The 19,578-nt window shown below is 58.1% G+C and carries 12 protein-coding genes, 3 tRNA genes and 3 rRNA genes; 10 read left to right on the top strand and 8 right to left on the bottom strand.

All coding sequences use genetic code 11. The annotated features are described in order from the left end of the window. Window positions 1-1,543 precede the first annotated feature (1,543 nt). Both AAHM87_RS00565 and AAHM87_RS00560 read right to left on the bottom strand, forming a co-directional pair. The gene (locus AAHM87_RS00565) at window positions 1,544-2,134 is read right to left on the bottom strand and encodes a ribose-phosphate pyrophosphokinase-like domain-containing protein (RefSeq protein ID WP_457913147.1); all 591 of its coding nucleotides are present in this window, start codon (window positions 2,132-2,134) and stop codon (window positions 1,544-1,546) included. Window positions 2,135-2,144: 10 nt separating this feature from the next. Continuing rightward, window positions 2,145-2,214, bottom strand: a tRNA-OTHER gene (locus tag AAHM87_RS00560). A gap of 396 nt (window positions 2,215-2,610) precedes the next feature. Here AAHM87_RS00560 and rpsO point away from each other — a divergent pair. From rpsO to rpmA, 7 genes are all read left to right on the top strand, one after another. Then, window positions 2,611-2,892 (top strand): 30S ribosomal protein S15, encoded by a 282-nt coding sequence (gene rpsO / locus AAHM87_RS00555; RefSeq protein ID WP_457913146.1) that lies wholly within the window; start codon window positions 2,611-2,613, stop codon window positions 2,890-2,892. A 480-nt stretch (window positions 2,893-3,372) separates the two neighbouring features. Beyond that, a 16S ribosomal RNA gene (locus AAHM87_RS00550) occupies window positions 3,373-4,920 on the top strand. Between the two features lie 64 nt (window positions 4,921-4,984). Then, a 23S ribosomal RNA gene (locus AAHM87_RS00545) occupies window positions 4,985-7,852 on the top strand. Window positions 7,853-7,865: 13 nt separating this feature from the next. Continuing rightward, window positions 7,866-7,981, top strand: a 5S ribosomal RNA gene (gene rrf / locus AAHM87_RS00540). The 16S, 23S and 5S rRNA genes sit together here, the layout of an rRNA operon. A gap of 1 nt (window position 7,982) precedes the next feature. Next, window positions 7,983-8,870 (top strand): 16S rRNA (cytosine(1402)-N(4))-methyltransferase RsmH, encoded by an 888-nt coding sequence (gene rsmH / locus AAHM87_RS00535; protein WP_457913145.1) that lies wholly within the window; start codon window positions 7,983-7,985, stop codon window positions 8,868-8,870. A gap of 25 nt (window positions 8,871-8,895) precedes the next feature. Beyond that, window positions 8,896-9,273, top strand: coding sequence for a bL21 family ribosomal protein (locus AAHM87_RS00530; RefSeq protein WP_457913144.1), 378 nt, complete (start codon window positions 8,896-8,898; stop codon window positions 9,271-9,273). Further along, complete coding sequence (rpmA, locus tag AAHM87_RS00525) at window positions 9,233-9,487, top strand: 50S ribosomal protein L27 (protein ID WP_457913143.1); 255 nt, start codon at window positions 9,233-9,235, stop codon at window positions 9,485-9,487. Before AAHM87_RS00530 ends, rpmA begins: the two co-directional genes overlap by 41 nt. A 397-nt stretch (window positions 9,488-9,884) precedes the next feature. On the opposite strand, the gene AAHM87_RS00520 is transcribed toward rpmA, so the two are convergent. Next, window positions 9,885-10,496, bottom strand: coding sequence for a DNA polymerase III subunit epsilon (locus AAHM87_RS00520; RefSeq protein ID WP_457913142.1), 612 nt, complete (start codon window positions 10,494-10,496; stop codon window positions 9,885-9,887). Between the two features lie 658 nt (window positions 10,497-11,154). Between AAHM87_RS00520 and AAHM87_RS00515 the strand changes: the two genes are divergently transcribed. Next, on the top strand, window positions 11,155-11,526 hold the full coding sequence (locus tag AAHM87_RS00515) for a glutamine amidotransferase-related protein (protein ID WP_457913141.1): 372 nt from the start codon (window positions 11,155-11,157) through the stop codon (window positions 11,524-11,526). 1,194 nt (window positions 11,527-12,720) lie between these two features. Beyond that, entirely contained in the window at window positions 12,721-13,329 is a 609-nt protein-coding gene (locus tag AAHM87_RS00510) for an SAM-dependent methyltransferase (RefSeq protein ID WP_457913140.1), read from the top strand. Here AAHM87_RS00510 and AAHM87_RS00505 read toward each other — a convergent pair. Continuing rightward, a tRNA-His gene (locus tag AAHM87_RS00505) sits at window positions 13,321-13,393 on the bottom strand. The two genes, AAHM87_RS00510 and AAHM87_RS00505, sit on opposite strands and share 9 nt — an antisense overlap. Window positions 13,394-13,969: 576 nt before the next feature. Beyond that, window positions 13,970-14,053: transfer RNA gene (locus AAHM87_RS00500), tRNA-Leu, on the bottom strand. Window positions 14,054-14,067: 14 nt separating this feature from the next. Here AAHM87_RS00500 and argH point away from each other — a divergent pair. Next, window positions 14,068-15,426, top strand: coding sequence for an argininosuccinate lyase (gene argH, locus AAHM87_RS00495; protein ID WP_457913139.1), 1,359 nt, complete (start codon window positions 14,068-14,070; stop codon window positions 15,424-15,426). A 186-nt stretch (window positions 15,427-15,612) separates the two neighbouring features. Here argH and AAHM87_RS00490 read toward each other — a convergent pair whose 3' ends face one another. From AAHM87_RS00490 to dnaB, 3 genes are read right to left on the bottom strand one after another with little or no spacing between them, the layout of a single operon-like run. Continuing rightward, complete coding sequence (locus AAHM87_RS00490) at window positions 15,613-17,019, bottom strand: hypothetical protein (RefSeq protein ID WP_457913138.1); 1,407 nt, start codon at window positions 17,017-17,019, stop codon at window positions 15,613-15,615. After that, window positions 17,019-18,236 carry a homoserine dehydrogenase gene (locus tag AAHM87_RS00485; RefSeq protein ID WP_457913137.1) on the bottom strand — a complete coding sequence of 406 codons (1,218 nt, stop codon included), beginning with the start codon at window positions 18,234-18,236 and terminating at the stop codon, window positions 17,019-17,021. The genes AAHM87_RS00490 and AAHM87_RS00485 overlap by 1 nt, the downstream gene beginning before the upstream one ends. Further along, window positions 18,229-19,563 (bottom strand): replicative DNA helicase, encoded by a 1,335-nt coding sequence (gene dnaB, locus AAHM87_RS00480; RefSeq protein WP_457913136.1) that lies wholly within the window; start codon window positions 19,561-19,563, stop codon window positions 18,229-18,231. Before dnaB ends, AAHM87_RS00485 begins: the two co-directional genes overlap by 8 nt. Window positions 19,564-19,578: the final 15 nt, after the last annotated feature.

The raw sequence follows: 19,578 nt of genomic DNA, 5'->3' as shown, positions 1-19,578 counted from the left end.
TACGCAGGAGCTGGCGCTGCGCGGTCTGCGTTGTCAGGAGGAGCTTCGGCGACGTGCACGAGGCTGGTATGGTTAGCCCCATTACGCTCCCCCTATTCAGCCTGGCACAATGGTCGCAGGGTTGCCTACTCGTTAGGGTTCACGGCATGCAAGATCATGCAGCTCGCAAGGCCTGGCGATTCTATTCAGGCGCCGTGCTCGTAACCTGAGAGTCCATTGTCCCAAGGATTGGCATCCCTGTAAGGGTGGTCGTTAGGCGCATGCTACGCGTTGGGGAGGCCGTCGGAGCAAGAAGAGCCGAGGCTGGTGAGTTTACGCTCAGAGCTCTGCGAAACGGCAAGATGGACGCACTGCAATCAGACTAGGTCATGGGCTGAGATGTTGTGGCAGCATGAGGAGCATGCTCTCTGAGATGCACGGCATAGCGAACGCATGGTTGGTGCAAAGGCGTCGACGCAAGGGGTGCCGGCATCTATTGGTGTGCGCCCCCTGGGGTTGCTGCCGCAATTGCGCTCGCAGTGAGGTCTGCCATAATAGAGGGGGCTACCGCAGAGGATGGCGCTGTAGTGCTAGTTGGCGCGCCCAACGTTGGCAAGTCGTAGCAGATGAACGCTATGGTGGTGCGCTCTGCTTCCTTGGCATCGCATGCAGCCTGGACAACGCGAGATCCGGCAAGCATGCACGCCTTTGGAGCGATGGTCAGGCTGATCGACACTGCGGCCTGCATGGGCGCTTGGGCACGTGGACGAGCTAAGCGTCGGCAGGGCTGTTGGCATAACAGGCGCTCTGCAACCCCCCTGGGTTGTGCTTGCTGCGCCATACTGGGTATTGGCAATCGTCGCGTGGAGACCAAGGTTACTTGGGGTTCGCAGGCGCATACTAACCACGTGCGCTGTAGTCTTAGCAAACAGGGGGTGGGAATAAGGCGCATTGCCAGGCCAGCGCAGCGCTAGGAGGCCTCGCGTTGATGCCAGCGAGGCGGGCATGAGGTCCTTTCCTGGTGTGCGATGTGGTTAGATCGTGCGCCGTATGCTGGCTTGTACGGAACGTGCACTGCTGCAGTTACTGATGGGCGGGCCAAGGTGCAGCGCAGGCAGAAGCATGCTAGGCATGGGGGGCGGGTGATGCTCGCTTCGCTGCATGTTCGAAGGGTTCGGCGTGGGGAAGTAGGCTATGGGCTATGGGGCACCGGTCAGCGCAGGGTGAGCCTATCGGCCAACCGCTGCCTGTGCTGCGGTCTTGCTATAGGCCAGAGGCATTGCAGGCGGGGCGATGGCTACCAGGTCAAGGCATAGCAGGCACGAGCTAACGCAGTGCCTTCGGATGGACTCTACGTGCACAAGGATGTCGTGCCTGCGTAGCGATAAAACATGTGCTGCCGATCGGTCTAATGCGCGGCGCATCATGTCTTGTGCCTCTGCATCCTTTATGGCCACCGCAGATATTGTGCCGCTAATACGCAGCCTGCACGGCGTGTACCCATGGCGTCGGCTCCTCCTGGATGGCACGGTGCCGATACCCGCACGGTCTATGGCGACGTACGTCAGCATGGTAGGCTCGCTCCTATGGCGCGAGCTCTTACGCAGGCTGAGGCAAGTACCCTAGCACTTGGGCCTAGGTCGCGCGGGTCGTGGTGGATTGTGTCTGTTACTACATCCATCGCCCCGCCTGCGTCTGGTGATACTCTTGCTGTGCTACGTGCGCTCCCTGGCAGCAGGTACTCGGCATGACGCATGCTCAAGAGTTGTGTGGGCACATCGAAGAAGACGTGCCTCTTGCTTAAGTGGAGGTCCATTGCCACTATGGTGCGTGATAGCACTGATGCAACGCACCTTGCTGAGAGCGTAGCCCTGGTTCCTTGGGCATGCTTTTCCTGCCTGCCATAAGCTACGTAGGGCAGCACTAGCGTGACGCTAGAAGCCAGCGCCAGGATTATCTCGACGATGCTGTTTACTGGGCTGCACAGGGTGTGCAGCAGGAGCTCATCGTTGTTGCGCACGTTTTGCGCTATGTTGACGTACCTCTCTCCGTCCGCAAAGCGCCCGCACTCCATAAGGCCGACCCTGATGCCGCAATGGCGTGATATCCTGCGCGCTAGTCCTATGGTACCTGTGCCTGGCAGCAATGTGGGCATCTTATGCAGTCAGGGGAAGAAGGATTCGAACCTTCGGTATCCGGGAGCTCCGGTGCCTTGACCCGCTTAGCTATTCCCCTACTTCAATCTGGTGCGGTTATTGGGGGAGTGCGGTACTAACCAAGTTGTTGCGCTAACCAGTGCCACAGCTGCCGATGGGCGCATCTAAGGCGCCTGCGTGCAGCAGTGTTGATGAGGCCATGCGATGAGAGCAATGCCTGCTGTTTGCATAGCTGCGCCTCAGGTCAACGTGCGCTAGAGCAGAGCTGTGGTGGTGTGACATGGCATGACATAGACAAAAAAGGTTGACTGGGTAGCTCAGCGGTAAGAGAAGCGGACTGAAAATAAGCCGGGCGGTGGTGAGCTTCCATCCCCAGCAACCGCGCTACTTGGCCTAAGCCTATATCTGGCTGCGCTCCATGCCATTGCATCCCGTCCTTGCTAGCGCTGCGCCTGCTCTCTGTGCCGGCGAGCTGATGCATGGCATCTTTATAGCAACATCGCCAACATACTCCAGCACTGCAGAATATGGCGGAGGCGCTGGCAATACTGGGTGCGCTGCAGTGCAGGTAGCCTTAATGACTGAGCGTATAAACAGGCTGCGTAGGGGGCACTTTAGCATGCACGCAGGGGATAGGCATGGCCATAGGGGGCTCCAGTGCCTGATATCCAGGAGGAGAAGGCTTCTTTCTTACCTCAGGAAAAGGAGGCTCATAATGTACGCGATGGTTGTCAATCGTCTGGGCCTTAGGCGTTAGAGCAGGCTAGCCCTATGGTACAGCTAGCCATGTAGCAGCGCGGTCGTATTTGTTGCTGTGGCAGTCATAGCAATGCCGACGTGGTGAAAAACAGTAGAAAGCCATCTTGAGGTGGTGGTGGCGCATGCTGTATGAGTTCAAGTCTCATCGTCGGCATGGCAGCGTAGGCTAGCGCTGTGCGCAGCTGGTGCGGGCAGTGGGGGCGAAATGTGGCAGCCCACTTCGTAGGCTGCGTTGCTGTTGTGCACTGCCCTGCTAACGTAGGGTGAGCATGGTAGGGCATTGGCATTGCGGCATTGCAGCAGATGGAACGAGCGGTGCATGCCCAGCGCTAGTGCCAAAGCCAACGCTAGCCTACGCTGCAATGCACGAAAAACAGCCCCAAAAACAGCCTCAGCGTAAACTGGACCTTCATTGGAGCTGTTATAGGCTTAGGTTCCTCAAGGTCTGTTTAGCCTCACCGCAACACCAGACAGAAGTACTGTATAGAGTTTGATCCTGGCTCAGATTGAACGCTAGCGGCATGCCTTACACATGCAAGTCGTACGGCAGCACGGGTTTAGGCCTGGTGGCGAGTGGCGTACGGGTGAGTAACGCCCCGGAACGTGCCTTGTAGTGGGGGATAGCCTGGCGAAAGCCAGATTAATACCGCATGAAGCCGCACAGCATGGCGCGGTGAAAGTGGGGGATTCTAGCCTCACGCTACTGGATCGGCCGGGGTCTGATTAGCTAGTTGGCGGGGTAATGGCCCACCAAGGCTGAGATCAGTAGCTGGTCTGAGAGGACGATCAGCCACACTGGGACTGAGACACGGCCCAGACTCCTACGGGAGGCAGCAGTGGGGAATCTTGGACAATGGGCGCAAGCCTGATCCAGCAATGCCGCGTGTGTGAAGAAGGCCTTAGGGTTGTAAAGCACTTTTGTTCGGGATGAAGGAGGGCGTGCAAACACCATGCCCTCTTGACGATACCGAAAGAATAAGCACCGGCTAACTACGTGCCAGCAGCCGCGGTAATACGTAGGGTGCGAGCGTTAATCGGAATCACTGGGCGTAAAGGGTGCGCGGGTGGCTTGCCAAGACCCCTGTAAAATCCTACGGCCCAACCGTAGTGCAGCGGAGGTTACTGGTAAGCTTGAGTATGGCAGAGGGGGGTAGAATTCCAGGTGTAGCGGTGAAATGCGTAGATATCTGGAGGAATACCGAAGGCGAAGGCAACCCCCTGGGCCATCACTGACACTGAGGCACGAAAGCGTGGGGAGCAAACAGGATTAGATACCCTGGTAGTCCACGCCCTAAACCATGTCGACTAGTCGTCGGGGGAAGCCCTTTTTCCTCGGTGACGAAGCTAACGCATGAAGTCGACCGCCTGAGTAGTACGACCGCAAGGTTAAAACTCAAAGGAATTGACGGGGACCCGCACAAGCGGTGGATGATGTGGATTAATTCGATGCAACGCGAAGAACCTTACCTACTCTTGACATGGCGAAGATTCTGCCGAGAGGCGGAAGTGCTCGAAAGAGAATTCGCGCACAGGTGCTGCATGGCTGTCGTCAGCTCGTGTCGTGAGATGTTGGGTTAAGTCCCATAACGAGCGCAACCCCCGTCTTTAGTTGCTACCACTGGGGCACTCTATAGAGACTGCCGGTGATAAACCGGAGGAAGGTGGGGACGACGTCAAGTCATCATGGCCTTAATGGGTAGGGCTTCACACGTCATACAATGGTTGGAGCAAAGGGTCGCCAACTCGAGAGAGGGAGCTAATCCCACAAACCCAGCCCCAGTTCGGATTGCACTCTGCAACTCGAGTGCATGAAGTCGGAATCGCTAGTAATCGTGGATCAGCATGCCACGGTGAATACGTTCTCGGGTCTTGTACACACCGCCCGTCACACCATGGGAGTAAGCCGCATCAGAAGCAGCATCCCTAACCCTAGGCAGGGAAGGAGGCTGCGAAGGTGGGGTCTATGACTGGGGTGAAGTCGTAACAAGGTAGCAGTACCGGAAGGTGCGGCTGGATTACCTCCTTACAGTTCTAAGGGCTATCAGCATTGCTATCGTGCCGGCGCAGCGGCTCGCATGCCGCTGGTGTAGGATTAAGGACTTAAGTGCGCGCAATGGATGCCTTGGCGGTTGAGGGCGACGAAGGACGTGCCAATACACGAAAACACCGGCGTGCCTATTGGGGCTGCAACCCGGGGGTGTCCGAATGGGGAAACCTGGGCTCTAGGTGAGCCCGTCCTGACCTGAATATATAGGGCCAGGTCGCGTACGCGGCAAACTGAAACATCTCAGTAGCCGCAGGAGAAGAAATCAAAGAGATTCCCATAGTAGCGGCGAGCGAAACGGGAGGAGCCTGCGTAGGCGCCCCCATAGCAGCAGCCGAATGCCATGGAACGGGCAACCGTAGACGGTGACAGTCCGGTAGGCTAAGCTGCATGGGGTCAGACAACCTGCGCTTTAGAGTAGGGCGGGGCACGCTAACCCTGTCTGAATATGGGGGGCCCATCCTCCAAGGCTAAATACCCACAACCGACCGATAGTGAACAAGTACCGTGAGGGAAAGGTGAAAAGAGCTCTGGGGGAGCAGTGAAACAGACCTGAAATTGCGCGCACACGAACAGTCGGAGCCCCATAGGCTGGGGTGACGGCGTACCTTTTGTATAATGGGTCAGCGACTTATGTTTGGCAGCGAGCTTAACTCCATGAGGGAGGCGTAGCGAAAGCGAGTCTTAACTGGGCGCCGTAGTTGCCGGGCATAGACCCGAAACCAGGTGATCTACCCATGGACAGGATGATGGTGCGTTAAGCCGCACCGGAGGTCCGAACCCACTAACGTTGCAAAGTTAGGGGATGATTTGTGGGTAGGGGTGAAAGGCCAATCAAACCTGGAGATAGCTGGTTCTCTCCGAAAGCTATTTAGGTAGCGCCTCGTGTTTTTGCTCCAGGTGGTAGAGCACTGTAGTGGCCTTGGGGTCCGAGAGGGCTACCTTGCCATAGCAAACTCCGAATACCGGGGCAGCATTAGCACGGGAGGCAGACGCTGGGTGCTAACATCCTGCGTCTAAAGGGAAACAACCCAGACCACCAGCTAAGGTCCCAAAGCATGGCTAAGTGTGGAACGATGTGGGCAGGCTCTGACAATCAGGAGGTTGGCCTAGAAGCAGCCATCCTTTAAAGATAGCGTAATAGCTCACTGATCTAGCCGGCTTGCGCGGAAGATGTAGCGGGGCTAAGCCATGCACCGAAGCTGTGGACGCACGGAGTGTGCGTGGTAGGAGAGCGTTCCGTAAGCCTGCGAAGGGAGGCCGGTAGGCTTCTTGGAGGTATCGGAAGTGCGAATGCTGACATGAGTAGCAAGAAAGGGGGTGAGAATCCCCCTCACCGTAAGCCCAAGGTTTCCCACGCCATGATCATCAGCGTGGGGTCAGTCGGTCCTAAGGCGAGGCAGAAGTGCGTAGCCGATGGGTTGGCAGGTTAATATTCCTGCACCACGGTGCGCAAGCGATGGGGGCACAGGCCGCGTGTCGCAGGCTGCCCAGCGAGAACGCAGTTGCTATGCTGTGGGGATGCATTGGCAAGCCCGTGCTGGTACTAGTGCGAACTCCCCTGGGCATGGCACTCAAGCTGCGGCGTACGGCCTCAGGAAACACCCCTAAGCACCACAAAGCGCACCGTGTCCGTACCTCAAACCGACGCAGGTGGGCGTGATGAGCATTCTCAGGTGCATGGGATAACTCGGGAGAAGGAACTCGGCAAATTGATACCGTAACTTCGGGATAAGGTATGCCAGGGCGAGCCGAGCCGTAAGGCACGGTGCGGCAGCCCGGGCTGCAACGAATAGGTAGCTGCGACTGTTTATTAAAAACACAGCACTCTGCAAACACGAAAGTGGACGTATAGGGTGTGACGCCTGCCCGGTGCCGGAAGATTAATGCAGGGGGTGAGAGCTCCCTAGCAAAGTCCTGGTAAACGGCGGCCGTAACTATAACGGTCCTAAGGTAGCGAAATTCCTTGTCGGGTAAGTTCCGACCTGCACGAATGGCGTAACGATGGCTACACTGTCTCCTCCCGAGGCCCAGCGAAATTGAAGTGGTTGTGATGATGCAATCTACCCACGGCTAGACGGAAAGACCCCGTGAACCTTTACTGCAGCTTTGTACTGAGCTTTGAGGCGGGGCGCGTAGGATATGTGGGAGACTATGAAGCCGGGCAACAGCCCGGCTGAGTCGCAGGTGAAATACCACTCACCCCGCCTCAACCCTCTAACCAGCGCCATTACCTGGCGCTGGGACAGTGCATGGTAGGCAGTTTGACTGGGGCGGTCTCCTCCCAAAGTGTAACGGAGGAGCACAAAGGTACGCTAAGCACGGTTGGCAATCGTGCCGAAAGTGCAATGGCATAAGCGTGCTTGACTGCGAGACAAACGTGTCGAGCAGATGCGAAAGCAGGTCATAGTGATCCGGTGGTTCTGTATGGAAGGGCCATCGCTCAACGGATAAAAGGTACTCCGGGGATAACAGGCTTATACCGCTCGAGAGTTCTTATCGACAGCGGTGTTTGGCACCTCGATGTCGGCTCATCTCGTCCTGGGGCTGCAGCAGGTCCCAAGGGTATGGCTGTTCGCCATTTAAAGAGGTACGTGAGCTGGGTTTAAAACGTCGTGAGACAGTTTGGTCCCTATCTACCGTGGGCGTTGGATACTTGAGGGGAGCTGCTCCTAGTACGAGAGGACCGGAGTGGACAAACCTATAGTGTGCCGGTTGTCGTCTCAATGGCATCGCCGGGTAGCCACGTTTGGCAGGGATAACTGCTGAAGGCATATAAGCAGGAAGCCTACCCCAAGATTAGGTATCCCAATAATGAAGGGCCGTTCAAGACAAGAACGTTGATAGGCTGGGTGTGTAAGCGTTGTGAAACGTTGAGCTGACCAGTACTAATGCGCCCGTGAGACTTAATCCTATGTTCTATGCAGTCCTGACGCGCAATGATGCTGGACCCACAGCTGACCATTCCGAACAGTTATGTGACACAGCACGCGGCTGATGATAGTGCCGGCGTGCCCGGTGCGAAAGCAGGTTACGTCAGGACCATGGTGCAACGCGAGCACAGGAGCGTAATGATTCAGGAAGTTGTGGACAACCTCCTGACCAACACATCAGGCCTGTACATAGACGCAACCTATGGCGCCGGAGGGCATAGCACGGCTCTCCTGGGGTGCCTAGGGCCTCAGGGCAGGGTAATAGCCTTGGACTGCGACCAGAGCATAAGGTTCGAACGTACGTCCGATCCTAGGGCAGCCGCAGGTCATGCCAACTTCCGATCGCTGGATTCGTACCTTCGCTGTGCAGAGATATACGGCGCCGATGGAATTGTAGCAGACCTGGGCACCTCTGCCACCCAGGTACACGATGCGCAGCGCGGCCTAAGCTACCTGCACCCTGGCCCTATCGACATGAGGGTAGACCCAACGCGTAGCGCACCGCTATCAGGCCGTCTCATGCGCACCGGGCTTGGCACCCTGCACGAATCGCTAAGATGTCATGGATTTTCTGGGCGCACCAAGGCAGCAGCATCTCGCATACTGCACATAGTGCGCCAAGCGCACTACACCACTACGCTTGACGTTGCCACAGCAGCATGCTGCTTGCACAACCAAGGCATGCACATGGCAGCAGACGCTTTTAGGGCACTTAGGTCCATGGCCAACTCAGAGCCTCAGTGCCTAAGGTCGCTAGTGCGCCAGGCGCCCGCTGTGCTGAAGCCTGGGGGTAGACTCCTTATCCTAACCTTCGACTCGTACGGCGAGCGCATGGTTAGAGCCTCCATCGAGCTTGCTAGCAGCCTCGTCCTCATGCGCACCGTTGCCCCAACGCAACGTGAGGTAGCCACCAACCCCGGCGCTCGGTCTTCTCTGCTGCACGTGTTGCGTCGCACTGGCAACCCGCGCTCCGCAGCACCACAACATACGCGTCCCTAAGTGCGCGTTTGTTCCACTTGCAGCAATGCACGCAAGCCATATGTCTCCCTCGCAGCACCATCCTGCCACGGTGGCTATGATAACAGGGACGCAGCGCATGGTGCGCGCAGGCCTGATTCTTGTGCTCCCTAGGCTGGACATCGAGGTAGGAATGGAAGTCTACGTAAGAACGTTGGAGCCAATTGTAGCATCAACATCAGTACGCCTCCACAGCGGCTACGCCCTGGCCACAGTCCTGGGTCACCCTAAGTGCCCCAGGGTTGCTATAACGAAGCACAGGCGCAGGAAGCACCACCGCCGCAGCATGACGCACCAGCAGCATAGCACCGCTCTTGTAGTAGGCCAAGCAGCATACCCGAACGATGGCACAGAAGAAAGCAGGAGGCACAACCAGGAACGGTAGGGACTCGCATGCCAAGATGCTTGGCGTTAAGAGGCTGGGCGGCTCCTACGTCACGCCAGGCAGCATCATAGTGCGCCAGAGGGGAACCAGGTTCCACAGCGGGCCAGGCGTAGGCATTGGCAGGGACCACACGCTGTACGCCCTCGTGCCAGGCACCGTACGCTTCGGATGGCGAGGCAATAGCCGCACGGTCGCCGTAAACAGGTATGCCTAGCCCCGCTACAGTGTCAACCGAGCGTATGGGCGCAGGTTATTCACTATGGTATACTCGGCTGGTCTGCTTGCGGCCTGTATGGTAGCTGAGCAAGATGATTGCTTGCTTAGCATTGTTGTCGATGCTGTGCTTAACCCCTGGCATTGGCCACTATATGATCTAGTGAGGGTGTTTGGGTAAACACAGAGTCTTTAGCTTTTGTAGCAGGGAGAGCGTCATTGCACAGCTTCAGATGGAGGATCTGATGCTATTGTGCAGGTTATCGTTCGGCTTCACGCTCGGCAATGCATCGGCCGGCCATGGTTCTGTTCTGCCATCCGTATGCATTGCACCATCTCAGCCTGCAACGTCATACAGCAGGCCATCGTATGCGACGTACAAGAGCGTCGTGCGCCCTCTAGTCATCAGCGCCAGGTTGCACTTCTGCAAGACCGGGGTGTAGCCCTAGGCAGTGCAGGCCCATGGTGGCGCAATGGTAGCCGATTGGTGGTAGGGTTCGCTTTGCCACGACGAATGCCTCTGCAAGAAGCACGGCGTCCTCCAGGGCGCCGTGCCTTGCCCTATCCCCTCTCCGTACTCCAAGCATATCGCAGCAGGCATCCAGTGAAAACCTACGCCTGCGGCCGCGCTGCGCAAGGTGAAGCATAGTGTCTATGACGCCATGGCAGTATCTCGCAGCAGGCATGAAGCCGGCTGTTGCTAGCCCTACATCCAGAAAGTTCAGGTCGAACGACAGGTTGTGTCCAACTAGTGTAGATCTGCACAGGAAGAATAGCAGCCGCTGGGCAATTGCGCGGAACGTGGGCTGCGTAGCGAGGAACTCGTCCCTCAGTCCATGCACAGCCTGGGCACCCCTAGTCATGCGCTGCCGCGGGTTAATGTATGCATGGAAGTAGTTTCCAGTGATGCGCCCGCATGCAATCTCCACGCACCCCACCTCTGCAAGCCTATGGTAGCGAGGACTGAGGCCGGTGGTCTCAGTGTCCAGCACTACGTAACGTGTGTGCATCGTTGAGCTCCGGGTGGCGTCATAGGCTGTAGTGCCGCAACGTAAAGTCTGAGTCCACACACCACGGGCAACATCATGCGGCGTAGCCACCTTGAATCCATGGTGCTTGACACGTGGCAGACATGCAGGGGCCGCGGTGCTGAGTGAGTTGCGTTCGGCGATGCTGTATTCAACCATTCCCATCAGGATACCTTGAGATAGTTACGGACCCCAGCTCAGCGTCAGGTCGTAGTGCTGGCATGCCAAACGTGGCAACGTTGGAGCAAGCGCGTACCATGCTGAATCTTCGCACACACGCAGCATCAGCAAAGCTGCGGCGGAAGACACGAGCGCTTGCTCCAACGTTGCCATCCTGCGAGCTCGTAGTGCCATACTGCTGAACGCGATGGATACTAGGGCGCTCGTTCTGTCCCTCAGGTCCCTAGGACGCACTGCTTACGCCTAACCACGCCGGCTAGTGCAGGGCGGTCCTTCTGTCAATAGCAAGGCTGCACCACTCTGCGCCCCATTGCTACATGCCATGCCATGCGAAAGCATGTTCAAAGCTGGGAGACCCAGAGCTAGGCTGCTGGACATGGGGGCTAAGATGGCATATCCAGAATGCTAGCCTCTACTGGCTGTGCGTTTGTTGCATTGCCCTCGTGCCTGCGTCCCCACGATGCGACGTACCTGTGCCACTGCGCCCGTTGCTTCTAATGGCCATGGCAGCCCGCGCGAAGCGTTGCAGCATGGCTCGCATCACTGCACGGCGTTGTGCCTAGGCCACCAGGTTGTGTGCAGTGCGCCACACCCTGCAGGGCAAGGTCACCGCGGCGCCAACAACCCAGCACTGTACCTGTGCTGCCGTGCGGTGCTTGTAGTGACGCAGAACCATGGCGTAGCCACTGACCCCAGCACCCTAGGCGATGGCGTAAAGGTGACGCACATATCTCTGAGAGCGCAGACCATTCAGGGTTTGCGCGATCCAGCTGCATGCAAGTGGTGCGCAGGCCCTCAGGATGCGCGCAGATACCTCTGGCTGAATGCCTAGGTAGCGACGTGGGATCGGTTGCCGTGCTAGGTGCGGTCCGTAACAATAGGCCAGGGCATCGAGTTCGACGACTGCTGCGTCCATGCAACAGCCACCGCTGTCATGTAGGGCACAGCACGGTAATGGTAAACTGCAACACCTAGACAGTGTCCACTGACTTCGACGCAGAGCATGCGCCACTCTGACCCTGGATGACATAGAGGTGGCGCTATACGCACGGCCGCTGGGTACAGTGCTGCAGTTCGGAGGGCAGACACCGCTAAGCCTCCTTGCTGCGCATCCTCGGCACCCTGCGGACACCATAGCCTCGGCGTAAGATAGGTTGAGGTTCAAGGCTGTGCTAGACGAAGCCTGTGTCGCACAGCCCCCTGGGCTGCATAATGTGGGGCCAGAGGATGCGCAGCCGTATCCGAGCGAGTGGTTATTCCCAGCATAGTGCGCCCTTCGTACGTTCTGAGCTGTCGGTGGATGCAGGTAATGCGCAGAGCGGGGGCAGTTCCTAGGCTGAGCCTCAGTGCGACATGGACTGTGACCGTGACTCCATGCTGCACGCCGCCATACTCCCTAGGCCCAGCACCGGAGGCGGTCTATGTCATAGAGCCCAGAGCATCGATGACGGTGCCCTTCGTGTCCAAGGCCTGCATGGCCAACATTCCAGCGGCATGCTGGGCCTAGGGAGTATCCAATCCCAGGATGCTCCGACGGTACTCAGTCGAAGGAGGCTGTGTTCGCATTATCCAGGTTCCCGTGCGCAAACCCTTCGCAGTCCCGTAGATCCGGAGCTACGGGAAGGTCATGTGCGCCGTTGCTCCTTCTAAGTCGCAGGGCAGCGGTGGGGTGGCGGAAGGGCGCCAGGTCAGAGGCGCTTACAGCCTGCTAGGTAGCACGACAGCAATGCTTCAGGCTGCGCGGCTAATGCGCCAGGCTGGCGTAGAGCTGTGCTGCACAGAGCGCAGTACCGGGCAGTCTACAGCAAGGGCGTAATGGTGCGCCGGGGCGTCGCAAGTGGTCGCCGCCTGGTGCTTGATCCAGAGGATGGCAGTGGAGAGCAACAATCGCACCCAGCCAGGCCGCACACATCCCTGGTGTGCTCTACCATAAGGGCTTCCTTGCGCTCATGGAGGGGCTTGTGCAGCCCGTCTGATATGCTACCTCTAAGGCTGCAAGAGCTGCGCATAGCGCGGAGGGTCTGACATGGGTAGAACAAGCTCGTGGTACGCTAGGCACGTTGGAGATTCGTTCGTACGCACGTCAAAGGCCTGGGGTTACAGGGCTAGGGCAGCGTGCAAGCTCAAGCGTCTGGACGCCAAGTACGGACTAATGTCGCGCCAGTGCGACGTTCTGGAGCTAGGCTCAAGCCCCGGGGATTGGAGCCAGTACATATCGTACGAAAGGCGCGTGTCGGGGATGGCGTGGCGCACGGTGTCTGTAGACACACGAGCCATGGTGCGCGTCCGAGGCGTAAGTTTCGTACATGGGGACATAACAGAGGCAGAAACAATTGCCATGGTGTCGTCGAGGGTGCCAAGCGGTGTAGGGCTAATATTGTCCGACATATGCCCATCCACGAGTTGCGATCGGTACCTGGACAGCATAGCTACGGCCAAAGTTGCGGAGACGCTTCTAATGGTGTCGCGCCGGTTTCTGTTATATGGAGGAGCGCTGTTGCACAAGACGTTCGTTATTCGAGCCGAACACATAGCTAGCGTAATGGAAAGGCACTTTTCTAGCGTAGAAGTGTATAGGGATGCGTCCTCAAGGTCATTCAATTCGGAGGCATACCTTTTGTGCGTGGGTGACTGATGGGACTCGAACCCATACCTGCAGGATCCACAATCCTGAGCTCTGCCAACTGAGCTACAGCCACCGGAAGAGCCTGTTGACCCCAAGACGTGCGATGTTGAAGCCTAGGGTAAAGGTGTAGTGAAGGCATGCCATCAGGAATAAGGCATGGAATCATGCGAAGGCATATGATGAAAGGGTAAAGGCTTGGTATATTGCATGGTCATCAGAAAGATAGAGGAAGGCACTGGTAAGCGGTGTATAGAAGAGCAGGCAATGCGATAGAGGCATCAGCACGTCTTAGGCCAGTAGAGCAATGGCAGCGTGGCGAGCGTAGTCAGCTGCCTATTCTGTAGAGCCTGACGGTGCAACCAGCGTGGAAGGACTGGTAGCTGATTGTTGCAGAGCGCGGGTCGTGCAACGAAGGCCTGCACGCAGAACTCGCCTGTAGAATCTACTGCCAGAGCTGCCGTTGCGCAGGTCCTGCAGCCAGTCAAGCGCTAGTCTCAGGCAAATGCCAAGAAGCGCCAGGCGCAGCGATACTGCGGTACGCCTCAGAGCATCGTGCAGAGGGTTGCGATGAGCCATGGCTGTTCCTTATCAGCGAGACACCGCATGGAACCCGCAGACTAGCCTGCGTGCCGCATGCCTACAGACCATATGTCCAGGGAGGAGTTGAACCTCCATAAATCGTGAGATTTACTAGTTCCTGAGACTAGCGCTTATACCGTGAAGCCACCTGGACTACTACTATGCACTATGTGGTCGGGCAGATTCTCCAGCCCAGTATGTGCGCCAGTGCAGAGTTTTACAGCCTCGGTGGGCTTCGACAGGGCTATGTGCCACTGCGACGCTGCGGTGCTTGCGGCACACTGCAGGTCTCTGTACATGAGGCGCGTAATGAGCATCGCAGATCTTGCCGATGTTGAGAGAGGGCTTAGCGAAGTAGCGATGGGTGCTAGGGCCGGAGCGATATCATGGCGGCCGGAGCTGGAGGACGTCCATAGGAACGTGGAGCACGTCCTTACTGAACTCGTTGGCAAGGCTGGCAGGATGGCTCACACGGGCAAGTCGCGCAACGACCAGGTATCCACAACAGCCCGGGTATGGCTTAGGCACATGGCAGGCGCAGCCATATGCCGGGTGGAGGAGCTAGAGCTGGCCCTTGCAGCAAGGTCCCGCGCATGCCTAAACACCATGATGCCCGGGCTAACACATATGCAGGTAGCGCAACCTGTAACCGCCGCCCACTATCTAACTGCGTATCGCTGCATGCTAGCACGAGACCGCTCTAGGCTAGTACGCTGCACACGAGCAGCGTGTGTTCTGACTCTTGGATCTGGCGCGCTCGCTGGGACTAACCACGGAGGAGACAGGTACACCACGGCAGACATGCTGGGGCTCCATTGCGTATCCCCAAATTCCCTGGATGCCGTGTCAGATAGGGACTTCGTAATGGAGTACGCGCTGTGTTGTGCCGTACTCATGGTGCACATGTCTCGGCTGGCTGAGGACATGATTGCCTGGAGCAGCTCTATCGTCGGCTTTGCAGTACTAGGAGACGCGCTCTGCACAGGGTCGTCCATCATGCCACAGAAGAAGAACCCTGACATACTTGAGCTTGTCAGGGCCAAGGCTGCCGTACTAATTGGTGGCGCCATGGGTATCATGGCTGTAATGAAGGCACAGGGGCTGGCATACAACAGGGACAACCAGGAAGACAAGGCCGTCCTTCTGGGCGCATCGCGCGCAGTTACCAGGTCGCTATCGGTGATGGCTATGGCTGTACGAAGCCTGCGTCTTAACAAGTCTAGGCTGCGCAGAAGATTGGACTCCAGCTACGCCGTAGCGACGGACCTTGCGGATAGCCTAGTATGGCATGGCATGACGTTCCGCGACTCTCACGAGGCCGTAGCCAGGGCAGTAGGGGTAGCTATTCGAGCTGGGCATGCAGGACTCCGCGCGCTGCCCCTGTGTTCGCGGGGCGTAGTGCCGCCCCTGCTTGCTGCACGGCTGGCACGCATAGCGCAACCCGACGCTCGGTGCTCAGCGTTCCGAAAAGATGCGACTGGGTCCACGTCTCCCAAGTGGTCCTTCAGGGCCATGAGGAGGGCGTGAGGCAATGCAGGACGCGAGGTACAGGCCAACGACGTTCCACGACGCCGCTGGATGCCTGACGCTTCTGACCAGGTCCACACTGGCGCCAAAGGGGTCGATTAACATTGGTTGTGCCGCGTACCCCATGTTGAAGATAGATGTGACATCGTCCACGCACTGCGCCTATGCCAGGCGCGGACCAGTCGTTCACACTAGGCGCCTGCGCTGACCAGGCACTGCGGGTATACCAAGGAGCCGGCTAACGTGAGCACAAGCCGGGCTCACGTGCCGGGCATGCCTTGCGCGCCGAGGAACTGCGTGCCTATAGCTATTGCCATACGTTCCGTGCAGCTCTGCCTTCAGTTTGATGTCCCGAGCGGTCTCAAGAGCAACCTGGACGTCACCCCTTGCTGCAAGCATGGCAGACTTTAGTGCTGCTGCGGTGTGAGTGTCTACTGCCACGCCATGCCGTCGGTACATCAGCTCGACAAGCATGGACCTCTCTACGTGCAACGAGGCGTCCGATGAAACGCCGCACGACCTCAGGCACCTGTGGCTAGCGTGCGCTAGCAGAACCCACGCGGAGTTGCCTCGAGTGCGAGCTGCCCGCCCTGCCATACTGCCACTGCGGCCCAGTACATCGTACAGCAGCCTCTCAATGTTGGAGGCCCAAGATATATCCATGCTCGGTGCATGAGTGCGCTTAACTACCGTTTCGCTGCGCGGGAGGCATACGCCTCCTTTCAGGAAGCAGTCTAGTACGTTGTTCTCGTTCGTGGCTACGGTGGCATGGAAGCAATGCGTGCAACAGATCATGGCCATGTGGCATGCGAAGGTGTTCCCGAAGTTGCCCGATGGTATGTGGTAGCACAAGCGTTCACCCGTCCAGGTAACCAGCCTCTCACGCAGTGCCAGGTAGTACGCAGACTGCAGGAGCAGCCTGGACAGGTTTATGGAGTTTGCTGTGCCTACGTCCCTGCGGCGCATGCATAGGAGCGCTTTCACTACGTCCTGGCAGCAGTCGAACCCTCCGTGCAGGCATGCATTTACAACATTTCCGGCCATGGTGCCATACATCTGCTCAGCCTGGAACGCAGACACGCCTCCAGCAGGCGAAAGCACCAGGAGCCCAACCTTCCTGCTACCTGCGATGGCGCGGCATGCTGCTCCTCCAGTGTCACCAGACGTAGCGCTCACGATGTAGTAGTGGCGCCAAACTACGCACGCAAAGGCAACTCCTAGCGCCTGCATTGCTAGGTCCTTGAATGATAGTGATGGCCCCCATGATAGACCACCCAGGTATAGGTGCCCCGATATCCACGATGCGCCTACTGCATCCCTTGCGCACCCGTTTGCGTCAGCGCACCCGAAACCACGGCGGTACGCTGTCCTGCACACGGCCCTGAGCAATGTGCGGCTCGTACCTCGCGCGAAACGTCTGAGCACCCTGAAGGCAAGCTCGCTGTACGCCATGAAACGCCATGCTGGCGCTTCAATCTGCGTGGGGTAGGCAGCAGGCATGTACAGGCCTCCATCCCATGCCATGCCGGCAAGCAGGGCTCGCGAGAAGTACATGCAAGGCTGCGCGGGCCCTGTGCGTGTGGAAGTGTACACTACAGGACGACCCTCATGAAACGAGCGTAGCGTACATCGAGGTCATCTGCCACTAGCGACATCAGGACAAGATCGTGCGTCGCTCCAAGCAACGCAACGCACGCCGTGCTGCAGTGCGACCGCACGAGCCGAGCGGTGATGGTCTGGCTGCGCATGCACCGGGCCAGCGCAGCCTTGCATGCAGGTTGCGTTATGAAGCATGCGCGTAAATAGGACTTGCAACTCAGTCGAGCACTGACGCGACGCCCGTATGATGCCCGCGCTGGCGCCCGCTCCCTAGCAGCGGCGCTTTGCGCAGCAGCTACGACGTCCGAGCACACTGCCGCAGCAGTTGGCCTCCTGCCTGCGCCCCGGCCGTATAGCCACATTCCCCCTGTGCTATCTCCTGCCAAAAACACCGCGTTTGTAACCCCTACGCAGCATGCGGCAGGGCAGCGCGATGATGCCAGGAAGGGGCGAACTTGCCCTACCATAGCGCCGCCATGTGACACAAGCGAAAGTAGCTTGACATCAAGACCTAGAGCTAGTGCGCAAGCACACTCTTGCGTACTAACGCAACGCATGCCCTCTGCATACAGGCTCCTTGGCATTATGTGAGCTCCAGGGCACCACGAGCCTAGCACTGCTAGCTTCTGGGCCGCGTCTGCGCCATCAACATCGCACGCGCAGTCTGCCTCGGCGTATCCTCGTGCGAAGGCCTCAAGCATAGCGCGCCTAATGGGGAGGCCGTACCGGCACATGCTCGTTAGGACCCAGTTAGCGGTGCTGTTTAGCACTCCCACTGCGTGCGACAGGCGAGCCGCTGGTGTGCTTCTATGGGCCACGGCAATGACAGGCAGGCCTCCTGCAACAGCAGCCTCTGCAAGAACTCCAAGCCCGCAAAGGCGTGCCTCTGGCCCGTAGCACGACAGGAGTGCCTTGTTCGCAGTGACGAAGGGGGTGGTCGCCTGTCGCACTGCGTGCACTGCACAACGTGCGGCGCTGGTGCCACCCATGACCTCTACGACCACGCAGGACCTTTTCTCTAACCGCTCCAGAGCACAGGACGCACGTGACCTGTGTGTTCTGGAAGGGGCGGAACCTGTGCACCTGGTACAAACTGTGCATGCCCTGGCATCAACGCCAGGCGCAAAGGGAGCCCAGGCATGCAGTGCCTCTAGTACGCCCCTTCCTACCGTGCCATAGCCCAGGATGGTCAGGGGCACTAGCCTAGCCATCTTCCTTGGGCCTGCCTGGGGTTACGAATTTCATGTACTCCCCCAGGAAGTTTAGCCTTATGGAGCCAGTTGGGCCGTTCCTATGCTTGCCCACAATTATCTCTGCCACGCCCTTGTCCTTTGTGTAGTGGTTGTATACCTCGTCCCTGTATATGAAGAGTATGAGGTCTGCATCCTGCTCTATTGCGCCAGACTCCCTAAGGTCAGACATTACGGGCCTTTTGTTTGCACGCTGCTCAAGACCCCTGTTGAGCTGCGAGATTGCTACCACAGGCACGCTCAGCTCGCGCGATATGTTCTTTAGGGAGCGCGAGATGTCAGACACCTCGACATACCTATTGCCAGCACAGTTAGCGCTGACCATGAGCTGTATGTAGTCTATGGCAACCAGGCTTATCTTGCCGTGCAGCTCGGTCATCCTGACTATGCTGCTCCGGACGTCCATTGGGCTGAGGTTGATCCTGTCATCAATGAGAATCCTTGCTTCTCCCACAACCCTGGCAGACTCAGCGAGGTTAGTGAGCTCCCTACCATCAAGCCCGCCAGCCCATATGCTCCTCTGCCTTATCATGCCAGCCGAGCTTACTATGCGAGTGACGAGCTGCCCTGACGTCATTTCCATCGAGAACACCAGTACCTGCAGCTTCTCCCTTATGGCGACGTGCTCAACTATGTTCATAAGTAGCGCAGTCTTGCCCATTGAGGGCCGGCCGGCTATGACCACGAGCTCTCCGTTCTGCAGTCCAAGAGTCATGTCGTCCAGCTCGTCGAACCCAGTAGGCAGGCCCGTAACACGCTTTGCACTGCTTGGGCTCTGACCTTGCTGCTGCCCGGCACGTGCCACTATATCCTGCAGTATGCCCCTGACGTCCGTGCCTGCATGGTGCCTGAGGTCGTGCTCTCTGCGCACGTCGGCTAGTCGAGCCTCCGCCCCTGCGAGAAGCTCGCACACACCCTTGCCCTGTGGGTTCATGGCATCGCGTAGCGCCCCATCTAGCGCCGACACAAGCCGTCGCGCTATGGCCTTGTCTCTAACGAGCTCGGCGTACCGGCGGACGTCTGCCGAACTGTCCGCGCTTACAGCAAGCTCGGCAAGGTATCCCATCACGCCTATGCCCTCGGTTCCGTGGGACAGGGCGGCGTCGTATACAAGGAGCGGATCAGTAATGCGGTGCTTGGCCGCAACGCTGCCTATGCACCTGTATATGAGCCTATGTCGTGCGGTGCAGAAGTCCTCCGAGCACAGGACTGCCGACACAGCAGCCACCAGTCCAGCATCCTGCAGTAGCCGGCCCAATACAATGCGCTCCGCTGCAGCACACACCATGCACGACTCGTCCTG

Source organism: Candidatus Tremblayella endosymbiont of Pseudococcus viburni, assembly GCF_964031255.1.
Note: the sequence above shows the minus strand (reverse complement) of the source record. Positions and strands in the feature narration are given on the sequence as shown.